This window comes from Bacillus sp. MT(2024), assembly GCF_036362845.1.
GTDB lineage: Bacteria > Bacillota > Bacilli > Bacillales > Bacillaceae > Bacillus > Bacillus velezensis.
In genome coordinates, this window is record NZ_CP143632.1 from 1,842,124 (window position 1) to 1,864,062 (window position 21,939).

Sequence of the window (21,939 nt, forward strand, 5' to 3'; positions counted from 1 at the left end):
CATTGCATAAACCGGTTTACTCCGGCAATTTAAATATCTGAATATTATGAAATAAGAGGGAGGGATTTTATGTTCTCAAAGGATAGATTCCCTATTATTCTTCTTTTATTTTCAGCCGGGGTGATTAACTATTTAGACCGCTCAGCGCTGTCTATTGCAGCGCCGTTCATACAGCAGGATCTCACATTGTCTGCAACCCAAATGGGGCTGATTTTCAGCAGTTTTTCTGTCGGATACGCTGTGTTTAACTTTCTCGGCGGTGTTGCATCTGACCGGTACGGGGCTAAATTGACATTGTGTACGGCGATGATCGTTTGGTCTCTTTTCAGCGGGGCGGTTGCGCTTGCTTTCGGATTTGTAAGTCTTTTGATTATCCGTGTTTTATTCGGTATGGGCGAGGGGCCGCTGTCGGCTGCCATAAGCAAAATGGTCAACAATTGGTTTCCTCCGTCTCAGCGCGCCACGGTCATCGGCCTGACAAACAGCGGCACGCCGCTCGGCGGAGCGATTTCCGGCCCGATTGTCGGGATGATTGCTGTGGCATTCAGCTGGAAGGTTTCCTTTGTCCTGATCATGATCGTGGGTTTAGTCTGGGCGTTTATCTGGTTTAAATTTGTCAAAGAACGGCCGGCACAGACGGAAGACGCCCCGGCAATGAAAGCGGCGGTTCAATCGCATGAGCAGCATATCCCGATGACCTTTTATTTGAAACAAAAAACGGTTCTCTTCACGGCTTTTGCCTTTTTCGCCTACAATTACATCTTATTTTTCTTCTTAACATGGTTTCCGAGCTATCTGGTGAAAGAACGCGGTTTAAGTGTTGAATTTATGAGCGTGGTGACTGTTATTCCCTGGATTCTTGGATTTATCGGTTTGGCGGCAGGCGGAATGATTTCTGATTATGTATACAAAAAAACCGCCGGAAAAGGGGTTTTGTTCTCACGGAAAGTCATTCTTGTCACTTGCCTGTTCGCTTCCACTGTACTGATCGGATTTGCCGGACTTGTTACCACTACCGTAAGTGCCGTTATTCTCGTTGCTTTATCAGTCTTCTTTTTATATATAACGGGCTCTATCTATTGGGCGGTGATTCACGATGTGGTTGATCAAAGGAATGTCGGGTCAGTCGGCGGCTTTATGCATTTTCTTGCAAACACGGCCGGTATTATCGGGCCTGCTTTAACCGGCTTTATCGCGGATAAAAGCGGATCATTCTCAGGGGCGTTTTTGCTTGCAGGCGGATTAGCCGTTTTGGCCTCGGCTGCGGTAATCCGTTTCGTGCGCCCGATTATCATTCAAACCGCTTCTGAAGATAAAAAAGATACGATACCTTATTCGTAAGTCATCAAAGCCACTGAGGCTGTCCTGCCGATAACGGGATGGCCTTTTCGTTCTGCCGCTTGATCTGTTCCTATGATAATATAGGAATTGTTTACAAAAGAAGGGAAGAGGAGGGGGCATGAAACAGAAGCCGATATATGTCGAAATCAATATTGCATCTGATATAGAAACGCTTTGGGAATATACGCAAAACCCGCATCTTCATAAGGAATGGGATCTGCGTTTTTCTGACATTACATATCTTCATAGGCTGCCAGATGAACCGCAGAGATTTCTATATGAAACACGAATCGGTTTTGGGCTGAAGGTATCCGGCACAGGCGAATCAATAGGTGACATAAGGCCTCGCTCGTCAGAAAGAGTGTCTTCGCTCGCTTTTGTCTCTGATCATCCGCTGTCACTTATAAAAGAAGGCAGGGGCTACTGGAAGTATATAGAGCGGGATAACGGACAAACCTCATTTTTGACTCAATATCAATATGAAACGGCCCGCGGTCTGCCGGGAAGTTGGATAGACCGGTTTTTATTTCGTCCTCTGCTAAGCTGGGCTACCGCATGGAGCTTTGATGCGTTGCGGCTTTGGATAGAACAAAACAGACATCCGAAGATATCAGTCCGTTTCGGATTTGTCTATGTCTGTATGTGTCTCGTATTCAGTCTGTATTGGTTTTTTCAAGGATTTCATGATGGCTGTGCCGATGCAGAGATCGTGAGGGGAGCGCTGGAGACAGGGTTAGGGGTATTATGGCTGCTTCCCATGCGGAGAAAGTGGCTGATTCACGCCGGGCAGTCAGTCTTCTTTTGTATAACGGCACTGTTATATTCCGGCGGCGGATTCTTGATCTCTTTAGGAGTCCTTACGATAGCCGGCATGATTCTTAAGCTCAAGCTGCCGAGCGCCTGGCATACAAAACGAAAGAGAGAAGTGAAATGACGGATTCAATGTATGAAAAAGCGATTACTCATTATCAATCACTGCACCCGATGCTGCAGAAACGGTACAGATTTGACAGATCACGCACGTTTTGCGGAGAAGGCGTTATGTCAGAAATAAAGGGAGGTTCTTTTCTTGTCAGAATGCTTTTAAAGACCGGTGTTTTTTTCAGATGTTTTTTCTCAGAGAGGGGAAACGATATCCCTTTCACTATCGAAAACAAAAACAGGCAAAATGGCGTGGAATGGAATCGTACCTTTTTCTTTAAAGGCAAAACGCGTTTTTTTGATGCGGTCATGGAATATGATGAGCGGGAAAACAGAATTCTTGATTACTTCGGCAAACCTCACATCCTACTGTCTGAACTGCATTTAGAAGCGTCTTCAGACGGAGGGCTTGTTATTACATCCGGAAGGCAGTGGCTCCTGATAGGCGGAAAGAAAATCCCGCTTCCGGCATGGCTGTGCGGGAATTCAACCGTTTATGAGGCTTATGATGAGGAAATGAATTGCTTCAGCATAAAGGTTCATGTGAAAAACCGGATACTCGGCACGCTTTTCTCTTACCGGGGGACTTTCCGGGAAACAGAGGGAGAAACATGCTGAAGCGTCATCTCATGGTCAGCGTGATTAGCTTTTTGGGATTTGCGGCGGCTGAAGCTCCGTATATATCAGCTGCTGAGACGTTTGTTTTATTATCCATACTTTTTTTCGTTCCCGCTGTATTCTGCTTTGCTTTTCGGCCGTCAAAGACCTTAGAGAATGTGTTGTTACGGAGTTATCCTGTTGCCGCTATAGGTGCGGCGCTTGCGCTTGTCACAGGCTTCAGTTTTTTTGCCTTTGTGTGGCTCATTTATACGCTTGGACTGGCACTGTATGCTGTCCGGCGGCTGATGAAAACAAATATTCACAGAACAGAAGAGATGTCTGTTATGGCGGGTTTCATTTATTTGGCCGGGGGCGGATTCTGGTTCTTCGCATATGTTCTTGAGATTCCCGTCATGAATTTCGGCCCGCTTATCGTTCTGCTGACGGCGGTGCACTTTCACTATTCCGCTTTTCTCATTCCGATCTTTAACGGATTGCTCGGCAGGATCATACGGGAGAAACGCGTACTTTACCGGTGGAGCACGGTCATTATTTTGATTTCGCCGGTCCTTATTGCCTTGGGGATTACATTTTCAAAGACACTTGATGTGATTGCTGTCGCTCTGTACCTGGCGGGTCTGTATGTAAATGCATATCTCGTCTTTAAGGCGCCGTTTGTTACGAAAACAGGCAGGATCTTGATCAGGAGTTCTTCGGCTGTGTTAATGATCACAATTGCTTTTTCTTTGATATATTCGTACGGTGTCTACCGCGAGGAGGCAACGCTCACGATCAGCCAGATGATTTGGATTCACGGGGCCGTCAATGCATTCGGCGTTATCCTGCCGGCTTTGGCGGGGTGGAGAATAGAAAATCCTAGACCGTTCGATGAGAACAGTGAAAGAACGTTCAGCAGAATTTACGGGAAGGGACCGATAGGCAAAGATTTTTTGACTGACATTCATGCAGCAAATGACATCCATTATACCGGCCTTCAGGATCAGCTGAGAGAACTGCATTCTGAAGACTTTTCAACTGAAAAGCTGGCGCCGGCCGTTATTTCCTTTTATGAAGAGACAATTGATTATGACATCATGGCAAAAGTGACGTGGAGCGGATGGTTTCGTCCGTTCGCGCGCGTGTACGAGCCGTTCAGCAGAAGAGCGGGGCAGATTCATCTGTCCATGAATCCGGATTGGTATATCATGCACAGTGACATTATAGGAGTTGACTCTGACAAAGACGGCAGAAAAAATGTCCGTGCGTGGATCAGAACAAATGAAAAGCAGGAAACCGTTTTTACTGCGCTGTATTCAGCGTACAGGGCAAAAGGGGAAGGGTACATGAATATCTCTCTTCCGCTGCCGTACGGCCAAATGACGGGCATTTTAAAGCCTTATGCACGTAAGCAGAATCTTGTTTTGACAAGCAGACGGCGAAAAAGCGGAGCGGGTGATGAAGGGATTTATCTCCAGACGAAATGGGGAACGTGTCATCTTCCGCTGGCAGAGACATTTCTTATTTCAGCCCAGAGCGAAACAAGCCTGAAGGCCGTTCATCATATGTGGCTGTTCGGACTGAAATTTTTAACTGTGCATTATCGGATCACTCACGCTTCCGCAGGTAATCGAAGCAAATATTAAGCTGCAGAGCCGTCTGTTTATCAGGCGGCTTTTTCTCATGCAAAGATCCATTGAGCGGCATGATGAAGGCAGCCGGGCAGATGTCCCTGCTGAAAATCTTGTTTTTGTCCATTTTAGCCCATGGCATGATTTTTACGGCAATGTTTGGCTTCACGACGGCATATTGGAATGTCGATTGAGTCTGTTCCGGCGGGCATGAGAGCAACATCGATGGGGCATACCAGGCGCTTTATGCACTCGGTATTTTCGGGGGACCTTTGTTGCGGGATTTTTTAATGATTGGCTGGGCTCAGAGCCGGATTTTATTTCGCGGCAGTGCTCTGGCTGGCGGCTGTTCAAGCTTGCGATTTGCGTTAGGTTTTATTTCAGCTGAATCAAAACTAACGCTGTAAACATTTTTATACGTGTAACGCTAACTGCAATAACACAATGTGCGATTATTGCAGTTATAAATTTCTCTTCTTTGTCTCAATAACTAAAGTATACTTGTTTTATGAGACTTATAATTCATTCCTCTGTATAACTTCCTAGAATATATATTATGTAAACTAGAAATTATAAAGAGAATATAAAAGCGAATCCATATTCTAACAGCATCCCCTTTTTGTAAGGTAATATTAAAAAACCTCTACGTCCTTAATAAATTAAATTGGTCATAAAGGTTTTTCAGTTTGAGTATTTTCATCGGTTATGTCACTTGTTGCTGGTCTTAAGTTCACGCCATCGTATGCCAGACTTTCCACACTTGCAGCTTTCTGCAGGATGTAATGATCAAAAAAGTTCTTCGTATAGTCTGTAACAAGATTTCGCATCTCCGTGGCATCCCGTTCGCCTCTAAGTTCCTCATTCACACTGGTAAACACGATGTCACAGTAATCTAAATGCGCAGCACGATCAACAGAGAAATAATAGGTATCCATGCTATTGTTAGCGCCAATGATCGCATTCATGTTATAGTTCGGTTCAGAAAACAGCAGCAAAAAGGGTTTCTTAAGGTCGCTGCCCTGAAGGCCGAACGCTCCGCAAAGATGGAATTCAGCTCTCCAGAGTCCAGTTTGACAAGATAATCGGCTGCATACCTTACATCTTCCGCCTGTAATTCACAATACTTTGTTAACTTGCCAAGAATCGGCAGTGTAAACACGTTATGGCACATCTCAATGGCAGTTTCATCGTCAGGACGCATCTCCATCTTACCAGCCAACGCCAGCATCTCCGGATCTTCAGAAAACGCCAAAATGGCAGCAGAAAAATCCTTTGATACATTAAACAGGCGCCCATCTTTACGCTTATACATCGTGCTATTCTGATGGCCGATGCTTACCGCCACATATCCCATGCTTGCCAAGTCTGTACAGATCACTGTGCCCCATTCTGGAGAACCGCCTCCGCCGCAAACATAGAATAACACCGGATAACGCTTTTCTTTCCCGGAGAGAGCAAGGTCGTCGTAACATTGGGTCTTGATATCTATAGAGTAAGCATCCTTCAACGCAGTGAGAATCGGCTGCTCATCAAGCATTTCGCAGACTTCAGGAAACATGTACGTTGATGTAGTCTTCCCTTCGCTGCTGTCGGACGGATAGTACACAAACGCCGTCAGTTCTCTTTTTGTATGATCTGATGCCGTGTACTCAAAATCCATTTGGGTGCGGCCGACAGTATAGCCGCCAATTGGCTCTGGAAATGCGTCATACCTTTTCATTCTCTTGTTCCCCCTTAAGTAATAAAAGTGGCGGATGTGAAATACATACATTGCGCGATAAACGCTTTTCAAAACTGTGAAACGATTACATTATATGTTCAGTGAATCATATCTACTCCGTCACGTAAACCTCCATGTATTGCTGTTTAAGATGATAAAAGCGGACATCGTTGCTGATGTCCGCCTAAAGCTTAACTAATTGGGTTCTGTTCCCCAAATCAGTTTTCCTTGATGATATAATGTAATTTTTTTCGTTGTTTTAAACGTATTTGATTGAAAAAAGGAATAATCGCCGCTTTGTGCATAATTACTCCAGTCATCATTGTGAAGACGAAGCTGAATATTCCCTGTGCTTGCTCCCGGTGACAGCGTTCCTGTTTTAAACCCCAGTTCCAGATAGGTATCTGCACCTTGCTTAGGTTTATGCAGCGCCACAAATTTGTGGATCAGATTGCCGCATCCAATCTGCGCGTAGTCACAGTCATAGTTTTGGCCTTTGTTTTTCGCGTTATACCAGTAACGGGCAGTGACATCTTTTAAATCAACCGTCGCATTGCCGTTATTTTTTATGTGAAGCTGCGGGCGGATTTGGTTGCTGTTCACGCTCCCATCCCCTGCTTTGTATTGTACGGAAATGCCTTTTTCCTGTGCGGGGTTATCTTGTGCTGGCGTTTCAGGGGCGTCCTTCGTTGAATCTTTGCTGCCGCGAATGTTTTCTCTTACGAATGTTCCTGAAGCAGTTAAATCTGTAAGCGGCCAGCCGCCTGTTTTAGATGCTCCCGGCTTTAAAGCCGAAGATGATTCCTGCTTATCAGAAAGATTCCAGTTCACCCAGCTGATGTTCTTGCTGTCGAGATAATTCAGCCATTCCCGCGACTGGTCAAGGAATACACCGCCATTTCCAGACGCGTCGCTTGTTCCCCATTCCGTCACGAAAATAGGCGCTCCTTTGCTGAGTGCATAGTTTGCTTTATCCTGTAAAGATTGGCCGTGTGTGCCGGCATAAAAATGAAGCGCGTACATGACGTTTGCATCTTTTAGCTGGTCATCGGCAGCATCATTCACATCTTGGCTCCATGTACCGGTTCCGACAATGATGATGTTGTCTGGATCATTTTTGCGGATAGCGGAAATCACGTCTTCCGCATACGGTTTAATATCACGCTTCCAGTTCACATCACCGTTTGGTTCGTTTGCAATTTCATAAATGACGTTTGGCGTGTTTCCGTAAAGACTTGACATTTCCTTAAAAAATTCTTTTGCCTTCTCTTTATGTTGGTTTGGGTTGCCGTCATTTAAGATATGCCAGTCAATGATGACATATATCCCAAGTTCTTTTGCCGCTTCAACCGCTTCTTTTACTTTATTTTTCACGGACGGATTATCAATATAACCGCCATCTGCCGTATACATCGCCGCGCGGAAAACGGTTATGCCCCAATCGTCTCTCAGCCATTTTAAGCTGTCTTTATTGACGAAATCGCCATACCATTGCAGTCCATGTGAACTGATCCCTTTCAATTGTACCGCTTTGCCGTCTCGGTTTACGAGCTGTGTTCCTTTTATGCTAAGCTGACCATTCTTGGCTGCTGGCATTTTTGTCCCTGCTGCAGATGCCGGCGAAGCCGGCAAGCCGCCCATTGTCAATACCGTAATCAATAAACACGTAATAAAAATAGAAATTGACCGTTTCATATCTGATCTTTTCCTCCTTCGCATCATTTTGGCTCTTCGCTTCTTATGAGCTCGAACTCATTGTAAAAATCTTTCTCGTGATTGTCTATCAACCTAATTTCTTGTTTTCGGGAGGTTTAAAAGCCTGTCAATTTGCTCTATCTCTATTGAATAAGACACACCTGACACATATAGAACAAAGAAAACTGGACTGAATCGGGACTTTACACGTTATTTTTCAATCGAATCGAAAAATTAAATGTATTTCCAACGTAGTCGCGCTAAATATGATGAGTCTCAATATGGCATTGAATCTTATGATTGCTGTAAAAAGACGAGCCCTTGCCCGTCCTTGTTAATTTAAGGTTGATGTAAGGTTCGGATTAATACGGGTTAAGGTTGGAGTTGTACAATAAGATTGTACTTCAGTGTGGGCTTCAGCCAGAAGAATTCCCCCTTCAATAAATCATAGAGGTGAAAAGGTTTGAGAGAAAATAAAATTTTGTCTTCATTATGTTACTTCAGTATATTTTTTGCACCGTTTCTGTTTCCGATTATCGTCTATTTCTTAAGCCGGGACGATGTGAAAGATCATGCGAAAAAATCTTTATGGACGCATCTGATTCCTTATTTGATTTTTGGAATTGGCATCATCGCTTCAGGTTTACTTGGTATGAATGATATCAGACATGCCGGGCCTTTCCTGCTTGCGACTTATGCTGTTACATTCCTTGTGGCGATCTATTTTTTCATTTGGAACATTGTCAAAGGAATCAAAGTGTTTTCGGAATAATAGGAAAAAACGGTTCTGTTATTAATCAGCAGAACCGTTTTTTGTATAGCCATTATGATAATTGTATATCTATCGTTGTCCCTTCTCCCGCGGTGCTGTGAATGGTGATGTCCCCTCCGTGCTTTTGGATAACATCCTTTGCTATGGCCATTCCAAGACCAGAGCCTGCATGCGTCGTTCCTGTATTTGTCCCCCTGTAATAGCGATCAAACACTTTTTCCAGCTCCTCTTCTTCTATCCCTTTGCCGTTGTCCTTAATTGTCACATGAGTTCGTTCTTTTTGTTCAAGCTGTACAACGATCTTCACATCGGGATCATTGTGAACGAGGGCATTTAAAATGAGATTCGTGACCGCTCTCCGAATCAATATCGCATCAAGGTCCAGCATCAGCTTTTCCAGGTTCGTTTGAAGCTCAATGGACTTATCCGCATATCTGGAATCGTTTAAAATATCAATTAACGTTTCCCGCAGAAGCGATACAAGGTTTACCCGTTCTTTATTTAACATCACATCGTTGTTTTTCAGCCTTGTCGTTAAATTTAAATCTTCCATCACATCTTTCATATAGAGGGATTTACTCTCAATGATCCGGGCGTAATCTCTGATCTGTTCGACTGTGAGATGATAATTCGGATCTTTGATGATTTCTGCATAGCCTTGAATAGATGCTAATGGTGTTTTAATGTCATGAGAAATATGACTGATCCACTCTTCACGCATTTGCTCTAATTTATCTTTTTCTTTTTTGCTTAAAGATAGTTGTTCCGATAAGTGATTGACATTATAGAACACATCTTTATAAATGCCTTTGGATTTCATTTTGATCGTATAATCTCCATTAGCTAACCGCTGGATTCCTTGAATGACACGGCCGAGCGGTTTTGTGAGCTGCCGGCTGAATAGATAGCCAATGAGTAACGCGATTAATGCATCTATTGATAATAATATGATGGTTCCTGCATTGAACTTCGTCACAAATTCCTTGGTATCATATGAGAGGGCAAATTTTCCGAGAGAGGGATTTTTAAACCCTATAAAGTAACTGTACTCCTTGCCGTTTACTTTTTTTCCGCCGGCGTAAATGGTTGATAATAATTGTTCATCCTTATATTTATGTAAATTTACAATTTCAATAGGCGTATATTTTTTCTTCAGTCCTTTAGGTTCTCTATCATGATAAACATCCTGTCCGTTTTCATCTAATATTTGAATCCATGCATTCTGCTCTTTTAAAGCTTTTTGGCCCTCTTTGTTTACTGTGATACCATTGTTCGATAACGTGACATATTGTCCGAATGATCTTGTGAAAGTTTCCGGTGTACTTTCTTCGTCATGTTGGGTGTTCGCCTGGAAAACGAGCCAAAACATAAAAATAAATAAATTAATGAAGACTGTAATGATGGTCACTATGATGACAGATACCATGTATCTGCCTGTTAATCGCCAATTCATCCCTACGCATCCTTTACAACAAATTTGTAGCCTAACCCTTTCACAGTGACGAGAAATTCTGGTTTTGATGGGACAGTTTCTATTTTCTCACGGAGCCTGCGTATATGAACCATCACCGTGTTGTCAGAACCGAAAAAGTCTTCTCCCCATACAGCTTGATAGAGTGTTTCTTTACTGATCACCCGATTGGGATGCTGCAGAAAATAGGTCATAAGCATAAGTTCTTTAGGTGTTAACTCAATAGCCGCTCCATTTTTGGTGAGCTCGGCTTGTTGTTGGTTTAATTCAAATGGCCCTTTTTTTATCACGGTTCCGGTTTGAGAAGGCTGTAAGTAAGAGACCCGTCTCAGCTGCGCTTTGACCCGGTATGCGACTTCTTTAGGGCTGAAAGGTTTTGTAATGTAGTCGTCCCCGCCGATGGCAAGTCCTACAATTTTATCCGTTTCCTCCCCCTTTGCAGACAAAAAGATGATAGGAATGTGTGAAATGTCCCTTATTTGCTTGCAGATATCATAGCCTTCACCGTCTGGCAGCATGATATCCAATATCACAAGATCGGGATTTTCTTGATGAAATTGAGCCAATCCGTCACGGGCAGTTGAAGCGGTCACTACGCGATCAATGCCCTCTCTTATTAATACGGTTTTGATCAGTTCCGAAATTTCTTTTTCATCGTCTATGATTAATACTTTGCTGTGAAGCCGTGACATATATTGATCACTCCTTGAAGTCATTGTCATTATTATACCCAATGTCAGTGTATCGTTAAAAAATCAACACTTCTCTCCCACAGAAAATAAGCCAATTTTCTTTTTCGAGTAAGAAAATTGGCTTAATGCAATGCTGATGCCTTTAACGCTTTACAACAAATGTTGTCACGCTTTGAGCCGGCAGATGGGCCCAAAAATGATTATCCGTTACTTTGAGATCCGTTCCAGGTTGAAGATTGCTGCTGCTGCTCGTGATCCATCTGGATACTTGCGAAGCAGACCCATTCTGCAACACGAAGTTTTGGTTGACCCCTGTGTTATTTTTATTAATGGCAACAATCACGACTTTATTGTCTCCTTTATAGGCTGACACGTAAACATTCGGTTCAGGATTTTTCGTTGCATCAATCCTTACATAGCCAGGGCGCACAAATTTTGAGAAATGAGCCATATTGTATCCGCGTTTGCTGATCATCCCATCTTCTTTCATAGGGCCGTATGATCTGCGGATGTACCACCACACATAAGCTTGAAAATCTCCCTCTACCATTGAATGATGAATATGCTCTGAAACACCTAAAGCCTCAGGCCAGCGATCCGCTGAATTGTTGTCACTGTTCGGATAGTATACTTCCGTCATCCAAAGGTCCTTCCCCGCTCCTTTTTGTTTGAAAAGAGGATAAGGAAACTGACTGACCTGAGTGCCGTACAGGTGGGTTCCGAGGATATCCATATTCCTAAGCGCCTGCGGATCGTTCAAAATGGGGTCCGATATATTTTTCAGGTATTGAAATGATTCCGGCGCAATCACACGGGCATTAATGGAACCGGCATTCTCTCTCATGAAACGCAGGATTTCTTGAGGCGTCCACCATGTCCATTCGTGAGCGTAATCAGGCTCGTTCTGCATAGAAATCGCATACAGATTCACACCATTACTCTTCATGAAATTAACGAAATCGTTAAGATGCTGCGCGTATGCAGCGTACTTATCGTATCTCAGCCGCTTAGCTGATGTGTCACCATTATGATTGAAAGTCTCAACCATATCGTTTGGCGGATTCCAAGGGGAAGCAAAAACGATTGCTCCATGTTTGATCGCACTCTTTGCAGTCTCCACTTCTTTGTACCAATTATTTCTATTTTCATCTACATGAATTCTTAAGACCGAAAAACCTAACTGATTCTGCCCATTGCCAAAAGCGGTCTCCCGTTGAGCCGCAGTCAAGTCTCCAATCCAAGCCGGGTGGTTCATTCCTCCAAAACCGCGAATCACTTGTCTTTCTGCAGATATATTAACTGTTGCATCACTTGCTGCTGAAACTTCAGTAACTCCCGGTCCTAACAGCATGACGGACAGCATTGTGAAACATACCAATAATACACAAATTGTTTTTTTTACGCTCGACATCATTTTTTTCCTCTCCTTCATTTGTCTTTTATAGACTTAGAAAACGTACCTTTGCTTATCTTTGTGTAAACTGCCAGTAATCAACATTAAACAAGTTTCCTGTACCAGTTCCGGTAAATACAAAGAATACGTTGTGAACACCGGATGCGCCGCTTACCGCAGTTTCTATTTCTCTCCAGGATTGCGTTCCGCCTGTGGAAGGGACATTCAAGGTTCCGACAAGCTTACCGTTTGCACTGTCTAGTCGCACTTCTATTTTTCCGCCAAGAGCGGACGCTACATTTGCTTTAAACGTCCTTGCACCGCCTGACCCGAAGTCTGCATTTCCAACAGCAATCCAGTCTCCGTTATGAATGTTTGTGACATGTTGATTATTGACCGGCCCGCCGGGTGCAGAGGAATTCTCGGTCAAAATCCGTCCGTTCCAGGCAAACGTTTCCGCTTCTACCCGGTGATATGGATTCAAGTTGGATAGCTGTTTGACACCTGCAAAATTTGCCTCTACCTCTTGCAGGGAGCCATCAGGATTATGCACAAGCTTATTTATATGGGGAGAACGGTATCCTTTGCCGGCCCCGTAAAGAGCGGAGCTGACAGTTTGAGTATGATACACCACATACCACTCGTTTTTAAAATTGAAAACAGCATGGTGATTGTTTCCGCCGCCTCCGAAAAATGCTCCCGGATTTTTCAGAAAGTGCCCTCTATACGAAAAAGAATTCATAGGACTTGAGCTGGTCATGTAGCCGATCTCACCTGGAGGTTTATCGGCCGGGTGTGAGCCCCCGAAATTGATACAATAGGAATAGTAATATTTTCCGTTATACTTATGCATTCCCGAATCTTCAAACATAAAAGGCGCATCAATCGTAGATGCACTTCCGGCAACACTGGTCATATCAGGCCCTAATTTCATGACTCTTGCTGTTTTAGGATTGGCCCATTGCCCCTGTGTGGGATTTGAACCGCCCGGAACGCCTCCGCCGGCATATAGGTAACCGGTACCGTCATCATCTACGAATACTGCCGGATCAAAAAGCCATACAACACCGGACATTCCTGGTGTACTTGGCGTCACCAGCGGTTTTCCGATCGGATCTGTCCATGGGCCGGTCGGGCTGTCTGCGGTGAGAACCCCGATACCTCCGCCGCCGTTTGCGAAATAAAGGAAAAATTTATCCTTACCGTTGATCTTTTTCACCGCGGCTGACGGGGCCCATGATGCTCCTGCCCATTTGGCAATCCCCCGGCCGCCATTCACCCCATTGGCACCCGCTGCGGGAATCGCTCCGTGATCTGTCCAGTTCACCATATCCGCTGAAGATATGACGGATATTTTATTCAAATTGGCAAATGAATTATCCTTAATTGATCCGTCACTGTTATATTCATAGTCATCGCTTGACATATAGATGTAGACTCTTCCGTTATAGGTCAGCGCAAACGGATCTGCGCCCAGATGATGGTCGATAAGCGGATTTGAATTCCCAACATGTTTTGCAATTGGAGTGCTTACCGCATTCGCATATTCCCCAGGTAAACAGCTCAATAATAAAGCAAGAATCAATAAACATACACTGCACTTTTTCATCAGCTTAACATCCTCCTGTTTCCGCATATTAGGTTTTTAAAAAATATGATAACAACAGGTCATGAAGAATGCGTAAAATGAATGATTTTCAGAGTGAAAACGTTGCAAATATCTGACCCTCTTTTATGAAAAATGCCGCCGATTGCAGTCAGCGGCATTTTGCCCTGAATCACTTACATTTTGTCAAACTTCGTGTCGCCAGCAAACGATCCTATTGACAGTTGTTCTTCAAGAACAAGTCCGTGATGATGCCGTTCTTCAATCCTTTTGATAAGAGATCGAATTGTATCCGTATTTTCTTCAATATTGTGAGGGTCAAAGATCGTCACATGGTCTCCTTTTAATTTGTACTCAAGGTAATGCTGTGCGGTTGATTGCTTCCATCCTCTATCGGTCAACTCGCCGCATAGAAAATGATGAATGTTGGCGTTCACCGCGCCGGAATTGATCAGTTTATTGTGATATGTGAGATAGCTTCTGATTTTAACCTTAATGGAAGGAATGGTTAATAATTCTCTGTAATAATCCGGAATGATATCCAGATTCCGATGAATGATCTCTTCGGTTTCCTCTTCCGAAAAATAATTCACCGAAACGGCTCTTTTAGAATCAAGCATCATAATGTCCGATACGATGCGTCCGCGCTTCTCCAAGGCTTTGGCAACCTCAAAAGCCAAATTCGACCCCGAGGAGTAACCGAGTAAAACAAAAGGCCCTTGTTCCTGAATGCCTATCATGCTTTCTGCATACCGGTCGACTATCTCTTGCTCGTAAGACGGCTCTTCTAAGAAATCAGCGGCATAGACGGTGCAGCGGCCGTCTAGTCTTTTCGCCATTTCATTATAGACCAGCCCGTACCCGATTAAAGGCGGGAAACAGAACAAAGGGATTGAACCGTTCTGATTCATCTTGACGAATACGTTATCCGTCTTGGACTCGAAAACTGCCGCTTGAATGGCGCGTGCCATTGTTTCGATGGTAGGAAAATCGTATACGGCTTGATAATGCATTTTGATTCCCATACGGTCGTTGATTTGATGAATAACTTGCAATACTTTGAGCGAATGGCCGCCAACGTCAAAGAAGTTATCTTTAATTCCCGGGTCATTGAGAGCTAAAATGTTCTTCCATATCTCGGCCAGCTGCTTTTCAATTAACGTTCCGGGCGCTTCGTATTCGGTTCCGGTGAGCCTATTTCCCTCAGGAGCCGGCAAAGCTTTTCGATCGATTTTTCCATTTGCGGTTATCGGCATCTTCTCCATTTGAACAAAGTAAGCCGGTATCATATAAGCGGGCAGTTTGTTCAGTAAATGACGCTTCAGCTGCGCCGTATTTAATGAATCGTCTCCTGACAAGTAGGCGCACAGCTGCTTTGAGCCCTCTTCTTCAATCGCGATGACGACCGCTTCTTTGACAGATTCCGATTGCAATAAAGCCGCTTCGACCTCGCCAATTTCAATCCGGTAGCCCCGGATTTTCACCTGATGATCAATTCTTCCCAAATACTCGATATTGCCGTCAGGCAGCCATCGGGCGACATCTCCCGTTTTGTACATTTTTTCGCCTGCGGCAAACGGGTGTTCAACAAATTTCTCAGCCGTTAATTCCGGGCGGTTCAAATATCCTCTGGCCAGTCCCTCTCCTGCCACATAGAGCTCGCCCGGTATGCCCATGACCTGAATGCGTTGATATTCGTCCAAAATATACGCTTGCAGAGTAGGAATAGGTTGTCCGATGTTGCTTCTGCCCTCGTTGATTTCCCGTTCCGTGATTTCTTTATATGTGACATGAACGGTGGTTTCGGTGATGCCGTACATATTGATTAATTGTGTTAAAGGATATTTAAGCTTCCAGTCTTTCAAGAAGGATGGATTTAACGCCTCTCCGCCAAATATGATTTTTCGGATGTTTAAATTGGATTGGGGATCTGCTCTCTCCTCCTGCATCAGTTGATAAAAATAACTTGGCGTTTGATTTAAAATGGTCACAGCTTCCGATTTTAACAATTGTAAATACCTTTCCGGGTTTTTGGCTATTTGTTTCGGAACAATCACTAATTTGCCTCCATACAGCAGCGCTCCGTACATTTCCCATACTGAAAAATCAAAGCAGAAGGAATGAAACAAAGTCCAAGTGTCCGATGCGTTAAAATCAAAAACATTTTTGTTGTTAAATAACAGACGAACCACGTTTTTATGTTCAATGAGCGTGCCTTTCGGATTCCCCGTAGTTCCTGATGTATAAATCACGTAGGCTAATTGATTTGGCATCACGCTCAGATTGAGATTAGATGGTTCGGCGTCGTATGATGACGGATCGTCAAGGAAGACAGTATGACTTTGATAATCGGTACCTTCCAGAAGATGATGTTGCAATAATAAGATAGAGACGTTAGAATCCTCAAGCATATAATGGATGCGTTCTTTCGGATAATCCGGATCGATCGGTACGTAAACGCCCCCGGCTTTCAAAATAGCAAGGATGCCTATCACCATCTCCGGTGAACGCTCCGCCATAATGCCGACAAGCTCCTCGGCCTGAAGTCCTTTGGCAACCAAGGTTCGGGCCAGCTGATTGGCGCGTTCATTTACTACCCGATATGTCAGCTTCTTATCTTCAAAAACAATCGCTGCTTGCTCCGGCGTTCGCTCCGCTTGTTCTTCAAACAATTGATGAATCGTCTTTTCCTTTGGATACTCAGCCGCCGTATCGTTGAACTTATCTATCAGACGCGATCGCTCATCCGCTGTTACGATATCAAGGTCTTGAACGCGAACTTCCTGATCGTCCGCCATTTGCTTCATGATTTGCATGAAATGCGTCTGCATCCGTTCGACACTTGCTTGATCATAAACATCGCGGTTGTATACAAAACGAATGTCAATTTCTCCATCCGGCATCACGATAAAAGTAAAGTCGTAATGTGTATGTTCTTCCATATGAAAATCGAGAATGTCTAATGCGTTGTCATCCTGCTTCATATGTTCTATTTGTTTCTCAACCGGGTAATTCTCAAATACCATAATATGATTGATCAACTGCTGCTTTTGCTCAGTTTGAGCCTGAATGTCATACAACGGAAATGTATCATATTTTTGAGAAGCCAGTGCCTGCTCCTGGTTCACTTTCAATACTTGTGCAGCTGTCATTTCAGGCTGCGTATGAATACGTACGGGAATGGTATTGATAAATAAACCGACCATGGTTTCAATTCCCGGAATTTCTGCCGGTCTGCCGGATACGACCGTGCCGAAGACGACATCCTGACTTCCGTTATATCTTTGCAGCAATAAGCCCCATGCGGTTTGTATCCATGTATTGACGGTGACTTGCTGGCGGCTTGCGGCCCGTTTGATTTCGTCTGAGAGCTGCTTTCCTAAATGAAACGTATGCTCTCCTTTTTCGTATCCTTTCGTCTGGTTCGTCTGGCCGGAAGATTGTTCTTGTAACAAAACAGTTTGCCCTTCATAACCTTCCAAGTAATTACGCCAATAGGCTGACGCCTGCTTGTGATCTTGTTGATCGAGCCATTCGATATATCGGCTGTATGGAGTGACGGCTCCCCGCTTCAGCTGCCTTTGCTCGAGTATCGCATAATAGGTTTCAAACACTTCTTTCGTAACAAGAGGCAAACACCAGCCATCCATTAAAATATGATGAAAGCTCCATATCAATCGCGCTTGGTCTTCCTCTGTCCGCAGGATCGATACGCGCATTAAAGCATCCTGGGTGAGATTGAATCCCCGCGCCTTATCTCTTCTAGCAAAATCGGCAATAAACTCGCTGCGCTGATGACTGTTCATGCTGCGAATATCTTCAACGGCCGTTTCAATCGGCTTTTGCCGGAATACAATCTGCAAAGGCTGATCTTTCCATTCTGTATAAAAAAGAGTCCGAAGAATGTCATATTTTTCGGCCAGATGCGCTAAACTCATCCTGAATGCATCGATATCCAAGAAACCTTTCAGATCAAAAGCGGCTTGTTCAAAGTAAGCTTCGGAAGCCGAATCAATCAAGCTGTGGAACAACATTCCTTTCTGCATCGGGGTTAATGGGTATATATTTTCAATGTCACCGAGATGACTCGTTTGCTGCACAAATTGATCCAGTTCACCGATCGTTATACCTTTTAACGAAATGTCGCTTGGCGTCAGGTGAATTTGATCTTGAGCATCACAATGTGCGATGACTTGCTGCAGGCTGCTTTTTAAGAGATCGGCACAGGCTTCCATTGTTTCTCTTTGATATTGTTTACTGCTATAGCTGATGGCCAGCGACAATCGGCCTTCTGAAATCATGCCGTTGATATCAAGTGTATAGGTCAAGGGGCGATTGTCACTGGCTGTTTTCCCGCTTGAGTAAGGGGATACTTCCATCCTGCCGTTCCGGACATCTTGATCAAATTGACCCAAATAATTGAAACGTATTTCCGGATGTCTGGTCCATTCATTCGCCTTCGGGTGATCGGACAAATATTTGATCAGGCCGTAACCTATTCCTTTTTGGGGGATCTGACGCAAATTTTCTTTCACTGTTTTAATCCGCTCCGGGATATCCTGATCAGCTTTGATTTGAAGCGAAACCGGATATAGGCTTGTGAACCATCCCACCGTACGCGAAATATCGAGATCCGGAATGATAGACTCTCTGCCGTGTCCTTCAAGGTGAATGAGAATGTCTTCATATCCGGTCCAACGATGAACAGCAATTCCCAGACCGGTCAGTAATAAATCGTTCATATCGGTCGAATAAGCCCTGTGAGCGTTTTTTAATAAACGTTCGGTTTCCTCGACGGTCCATTGAACAATGACCGTTTCCTTGTCTTTGGCCAGACCGGTCTCCTGTCCATTGTCCTTTGGCAATGTATGTTGCGGATTATGTTTCTGTCTGAACCAGTATTGATTTTCCACTTCGAATTCCTGACTTTCTGCATAACGATTCAACTGTTCAGCCCATAACAGATAAGAGTCCGTTTTCTTCGGAAGCCGGATCGCTTCGCCGTTTTGAAGCTGCTCATAAGCTGCCGCTATATCCTCAAGTAAAATCCTCCACGATACGCCGTCGATGACCAGATGATGAACCGCAATCAGCAAATGATCTCCCTCTTGACACCGGACCAATCCCAGTTTCATGAGCGGTCCTTCGGCTAAATGAATGGATTGCTGAATCTCATTGGAAATGGTTTCTATCGTCTGGGACACATTTTTTTCTTCGCGTAATGAGATCACTTCAAGGCTGAACAGATCACCTTCATCGATCCCCCGATTTCGGGCTTCATATCCATCTTCTGTCGGAACATAGACCATGCGCAAAGCATCGTGATGCTCTGTGATCTTCTTCATGACTTCCCGAAGCTTGGATTCATCCAGTCCCTCTTTCCAATAAAGCATAATCGCTTGATTGTAATGGTGTAATTCCGGGTATTTCTGGTCGAAAAACCAATGCTGAATCGGTGTCAGCAGCGCACGGCCTTTGATTTCTCCTTGTTCTGCGATTCGGGTTGCCGGCTCTACGTATGGAACAAGCTCGGAGATGGTTGGGTATTTAAACAAGTGTTTGATTTCAAACTTATACCCGGCTTGGTATAATCTTGAGGACACTTGAATCGACTTAATGGAATCGCCCCCCAATTCGAAGAAATGATCTGAGATTCCGACCCGTTCTAAGCCTAAGACCGACTCCCACACCGCGGCCAGTATTTTTTCCAGTTCTGTTCGAGGAGCTTCATAGTTCATACCTGTAAGATTCTCTCTTGGAGAAGGAAGGGATTTACGGTCTATTTTCCCGTTGAAAGTAAGCGGCATCTCTTCCAGCTGAACGAAATACGCAGGTATCATATAGGATGGAAGCTGCCGGGACAGCTCTTCACGGAGCTCGCCTGCAGTTAAAGCATGTTGTGCGGTATAATAGGCGCACAAGGATGTTTCCCCATCGATTTCCCGGGCGATGACGATGGCTTCTTTGATCGCCGGCAGCTGAAAAAAAGCGCCTTCGACTTCGCCGATTTCAATGCGGTAACCGCGGATTTTCACCTGGTGATCAATCCGGCCCAAATACTCGATATTGCCGTCCGGCAGCCATCTTGCCAAGTCTCCCGTCCGGTATATCCGTTCTCCTGATGCAATCGGATGGTTTACAAACTTCTCGGCCGTCAGTTCGGGACGATTCAAGTAGCCCCTTGCAAGCCCATCGCCCGCTATGCACAGTTCTCCCGCCACACCGATCGGCTGCATATGTTCCAAATCAGCATGTAATATATACAATTGAATGTTGGAAATCGGTTTGCCTATCGGAATCGTTGCATATGTTTCTTCCATCTGGCAATCAAAGTATGATACATCAATTGTTGCCTCAGTCGGTCCGTACAAATTGATGATTTGAGCCTGGCTCACCGACATGATGATGCGTTTGAAGCCTGCGACATGTACAGGCTTCAAAGCCTCACCGCTTGCAAACACATGTCTTAATGACGCTAATTTTTGTTTCAACATCCCGCTTGGCTTCTGATCCATGGATTCCAGGAAGGCATGCAGCATCGCCGGTACAAAATGCATTGTGCTGACGCCTTTTTGTGCAATTGTATCTAAAATCAGCTCGGGATTCTTTTCTCCTCCGCTTGGCAGCAGCACCAGTTTAGAACCTGCCAGCGTCCACCAGAACAGTTCCCACACTGATACATCAAAGGTGATCGCAGTTTTTTGCAGAATCACATCCCGCTCATCCAGAGGGTATTTTTCCTGCATCCACACCAGCCGATTGATGACCGACCGGTGCTCAACCATAACCCCTTTCGGCTTGCCCGTTGAACCCGATGTATAAATAACATAGGCCAGATGATCCGGACCAGCAGCCGGCTCTACATTCGACCCGTCTTCACAAAAGTTGTGCGGATCTTTCATATCCAGCACTTTTCCCGTAAAAGGTACTCTCTCTCGCGATTGATTCTGCACCAGTAACAACGTCGTATCCGAATCCTTCAATATGTATCGAACGCGTTCCTCGGGATAGCCCGGGTCAATCGGTACATACGCCCCGCCGGCTTTCAAGATCCCGAAGATCCCTACAATCATTTCCAGGGAGCGTTCGGCCATAATCCCGACCGGCTGATCCGGCTGCACGCCTTCAGATTGCAGTGTCCGAGCGAGTTGATTCGCCTTTTCATTCAATTCCCGGTACGTCAGACGGCTATCCTCGTAGACAACAGCCGTTTGATCAGGGGTGCGTTCCGCTTGTTCCTCCAAAAATTGATGAATCGTTTTTTCTGTTGGATACTCTGCAGCCGTTTGATTATAGGCGATGAGTTGATTTGTCTCTGAGTCTGACAGAATATTAAGCTGTCGGATCATAAGGTCGGGTTGGAATAACAAACTTGAAAAGACCCGGTTTACATGTTCGATCACTTGCATCATATACTGGCGATCATAAGCTTGTTCATTATAAGTTAACTTTAAATGAATCGAATCATTTTCGATGGAAAACTGAAATAACGTATCAGCAGCAGCCGTTTCTATAAAACGAATGGGATGAAGCTGATCTAGTGATACGATCGTATGGATCATTGGCAAATGATTTGAATCGTAGTTCAGATTTAATGGACCGGCCATTTTATCGAAAGGAACGTGCTGATTTAAGATGGCTCCGTTCAGCGTATGCTTGAATTCATTAAATATGGATTTAAATGTGCTGTCAGCATTTATGTTTTGTTTGATTAACATGACTTGATCTAAACGAAGGTCTTCATCGGTTTCGTCTTCAAAGGTCGGTACACCTACAATAACGCCCTCTTCCCCCGTATATTTGTACAAAAGACACTCGATTCCGACCAGGAGAACCATATAAACGGCCATTGGCGATTTATTCGTCATTTTCATGATGCGCAGGGATACATCGGAGCTCAATGAACTGTGAATCCGGTTGGGTGCACTCGGCGCATCGTGCTCTATTGTTGAGTCCGACATTTGAAACGAAGGGATTGCACTGGGACGATCTTCCGCATCGAACATGCTGCTCCAGAACAACTCCTGTTGCTTGAATTCTGACATTAATATCCCTCCAGTGAGTTTTAGCCGGCTGACCGCTGTCCCCGTAAAAACATCA

11 protein-coding genes and 1 pseudogene are annotated in these 21,939 nt (G+C 44.5%); 5 read left to right on the plus strand and 7 right to left on the minus strand.

All coding sequences use genetic code 11. The annotated features are described in order from the left end of the window. The first annotated feature begins 69 nt into the window (after positions 1–69). The 4 genes from VP472_RS09040 to VP472_RS09055 all read left to right on the plus strand — a co-directional run bounded on the left by VP472_RS09040 (position 70) and on the right by VP472_RS09055 (position 4,505). Positions 70–1,341 (plus strand): MFS transporter, encoded by a 1,272-nt coding sequence (locus VP472_RS09040; protein ID WP_146276860.1) that lies wholly within the window; start codon positions 70–72, stop codon positions 1,339–1,341. A 118-nt stretch (positions 1,342–1,459) separates the two neighbouring features. Further along, positions 1,460–2,275, plus strand: coding sequence for a hypothetical protein (locus tag VP472_RS09045; protein WP_146276862.1), 816 nt, complete (start codon positions 1,460–1,462; stop codon positions 2,273–2,275). After that, entirely contained in the window at positions 2,272–2,880 is a 609-nt protein-coding gene (locus VP472_RS09050) for a DUF4166 domain-containing protein (RefSeq protein ID WP_146276864.1), read from the plus strand. Before VP472_RS09045 ends, VP472_RS09050 begins: the two co-directional genes overlap by 4 nt. Beyond that, positions 2,874–4,505 carry a YndJ family protein gene (locus tag VP472_RS09055; protein ID WP_146276866.1) on the plus strand — a complete coding sequence of 544 codons (1,632 nt, stop codon included), beginning with the start codon at positions 2,874–2,876 and terminating at the stop codon, positions 4,503–4,505. The genes VP472_RS09050 and VP472_RS09055 overlap by 7 nt, the downstream gene beginning before the upstream one ends. 653 nt (positions 4,506–5,158) lie before the next feature. On the opposite strand, the pseudogene VP472_RS09060 reads toward VP472_RS09055, so the two are convergent. Next, positions 5,159–6,210, minus strand: a pseudogene (locus VP472_RS09060) (alpha/beta hydrolase). A 195-nt stretch (positions 6,211–6,405) separates the two neighbouring features. Continuing rightward, positions 6,406–7,905 carry a cellulase family glycosylhydrolase gene (locus VP472_RS09065; RefSeq protein ID WP_146276868.1) on the minus strand — a complete coding sequence of 500 codons (1,500 nt, stop codon included), beginning with the start codon at positions 7,903–7,905 and terminating at the stop codon, positions 6,406–6,408. A gap of 463 nt (positions 7,906–8,368) precedes the next feature. Between VP472_RS09065 and VP472_RS09070 the strand changes: the two genes are divergently transcribed. Then, positions 8,369–8,677: a magnetosome magnetite crystal formation protein family gene (locus VP472_RS09070; protein WP_094246893.1), complete on the plus strand. Its 309-nt coding sequence runs from the start codon at positions 8,369–8,371 to the stop codon at positions 8,675–8,677. A gap of 52 nt (positions 8,678–8,729) precedes the next feature. Here VP472_RS09070 and VP472_RS09075 read toward each other — a convergent pair whose 3' ends face one another. The 5 genes from VP472_RS09075 to bamC all read right to left on the minus strand — a co-directional run bounded on the left by VP472_RS09075 (position 8,730) and on the right by bamC (position 21,884). Next, positions 8,730–10,130, minus strand: a complete 1,401-nt coding sequence (locus VP472_RS09075) for a sensor histidine kinase (RefSeq protein WP_146276870.1) — start codon at positions 10,128–10,130, stop codon at positions 8,730–8,732. A 2-nt stretch (positions 10,131–10,132) separates the two neighbouring features. Beyond that, positions 10,133–10,840 carry a response regulator transcription factor gene (locus tag VP472_RS09080; protein ID WP_146276872.1) on the minus strand — a complete coding sequence of 236 codons (708 nt, stop codon included), beginning with the start codon at positions 10,838–10,840 and terminating at the stop codon, positions 10,133–10,135. 142 nt (positions 10,841–10,982) lie between these two features. Further along, on the minus strand, positions 10,983–12,254 hold the full coding sequence (locus tag VP472_RS09085) for a glucuronoarabinoxylan endo-1,4-beta-xylanase XynC (protein WP_146276874.1): 1,272 nt from the start codon (positions 12,252–12,254) through the stop codon (positions 10,983–10,985). A gap of 52 nt (positions 12,255–12,306) precedes the next feature. After that, entirely contained in the window at positions 12,307–13,845 is a 1,539-nt protein-coding gene (locus tag VP472_RS09090; RefSeq protein ID WP_146277470.1) for a glycoside hydrolase family 43 protein, read from the minus strand. A gap of 170 nt (positions 13,846–14,015) precedes the next feature. Further along, positions 14,016–21,884, minus strand: coding sequence for a bacillomycin D non-ribosomal peptide synthetase BamC (gene bamC, locus VP472_RS09095; protein ID WP_146276876.1), 7,869 nt, complete (start codon positions 21,882–21,884; stop codon positions 14,016–14,018). Positions 21,885–21,939 lie beyond the last annotated feature (55 nt).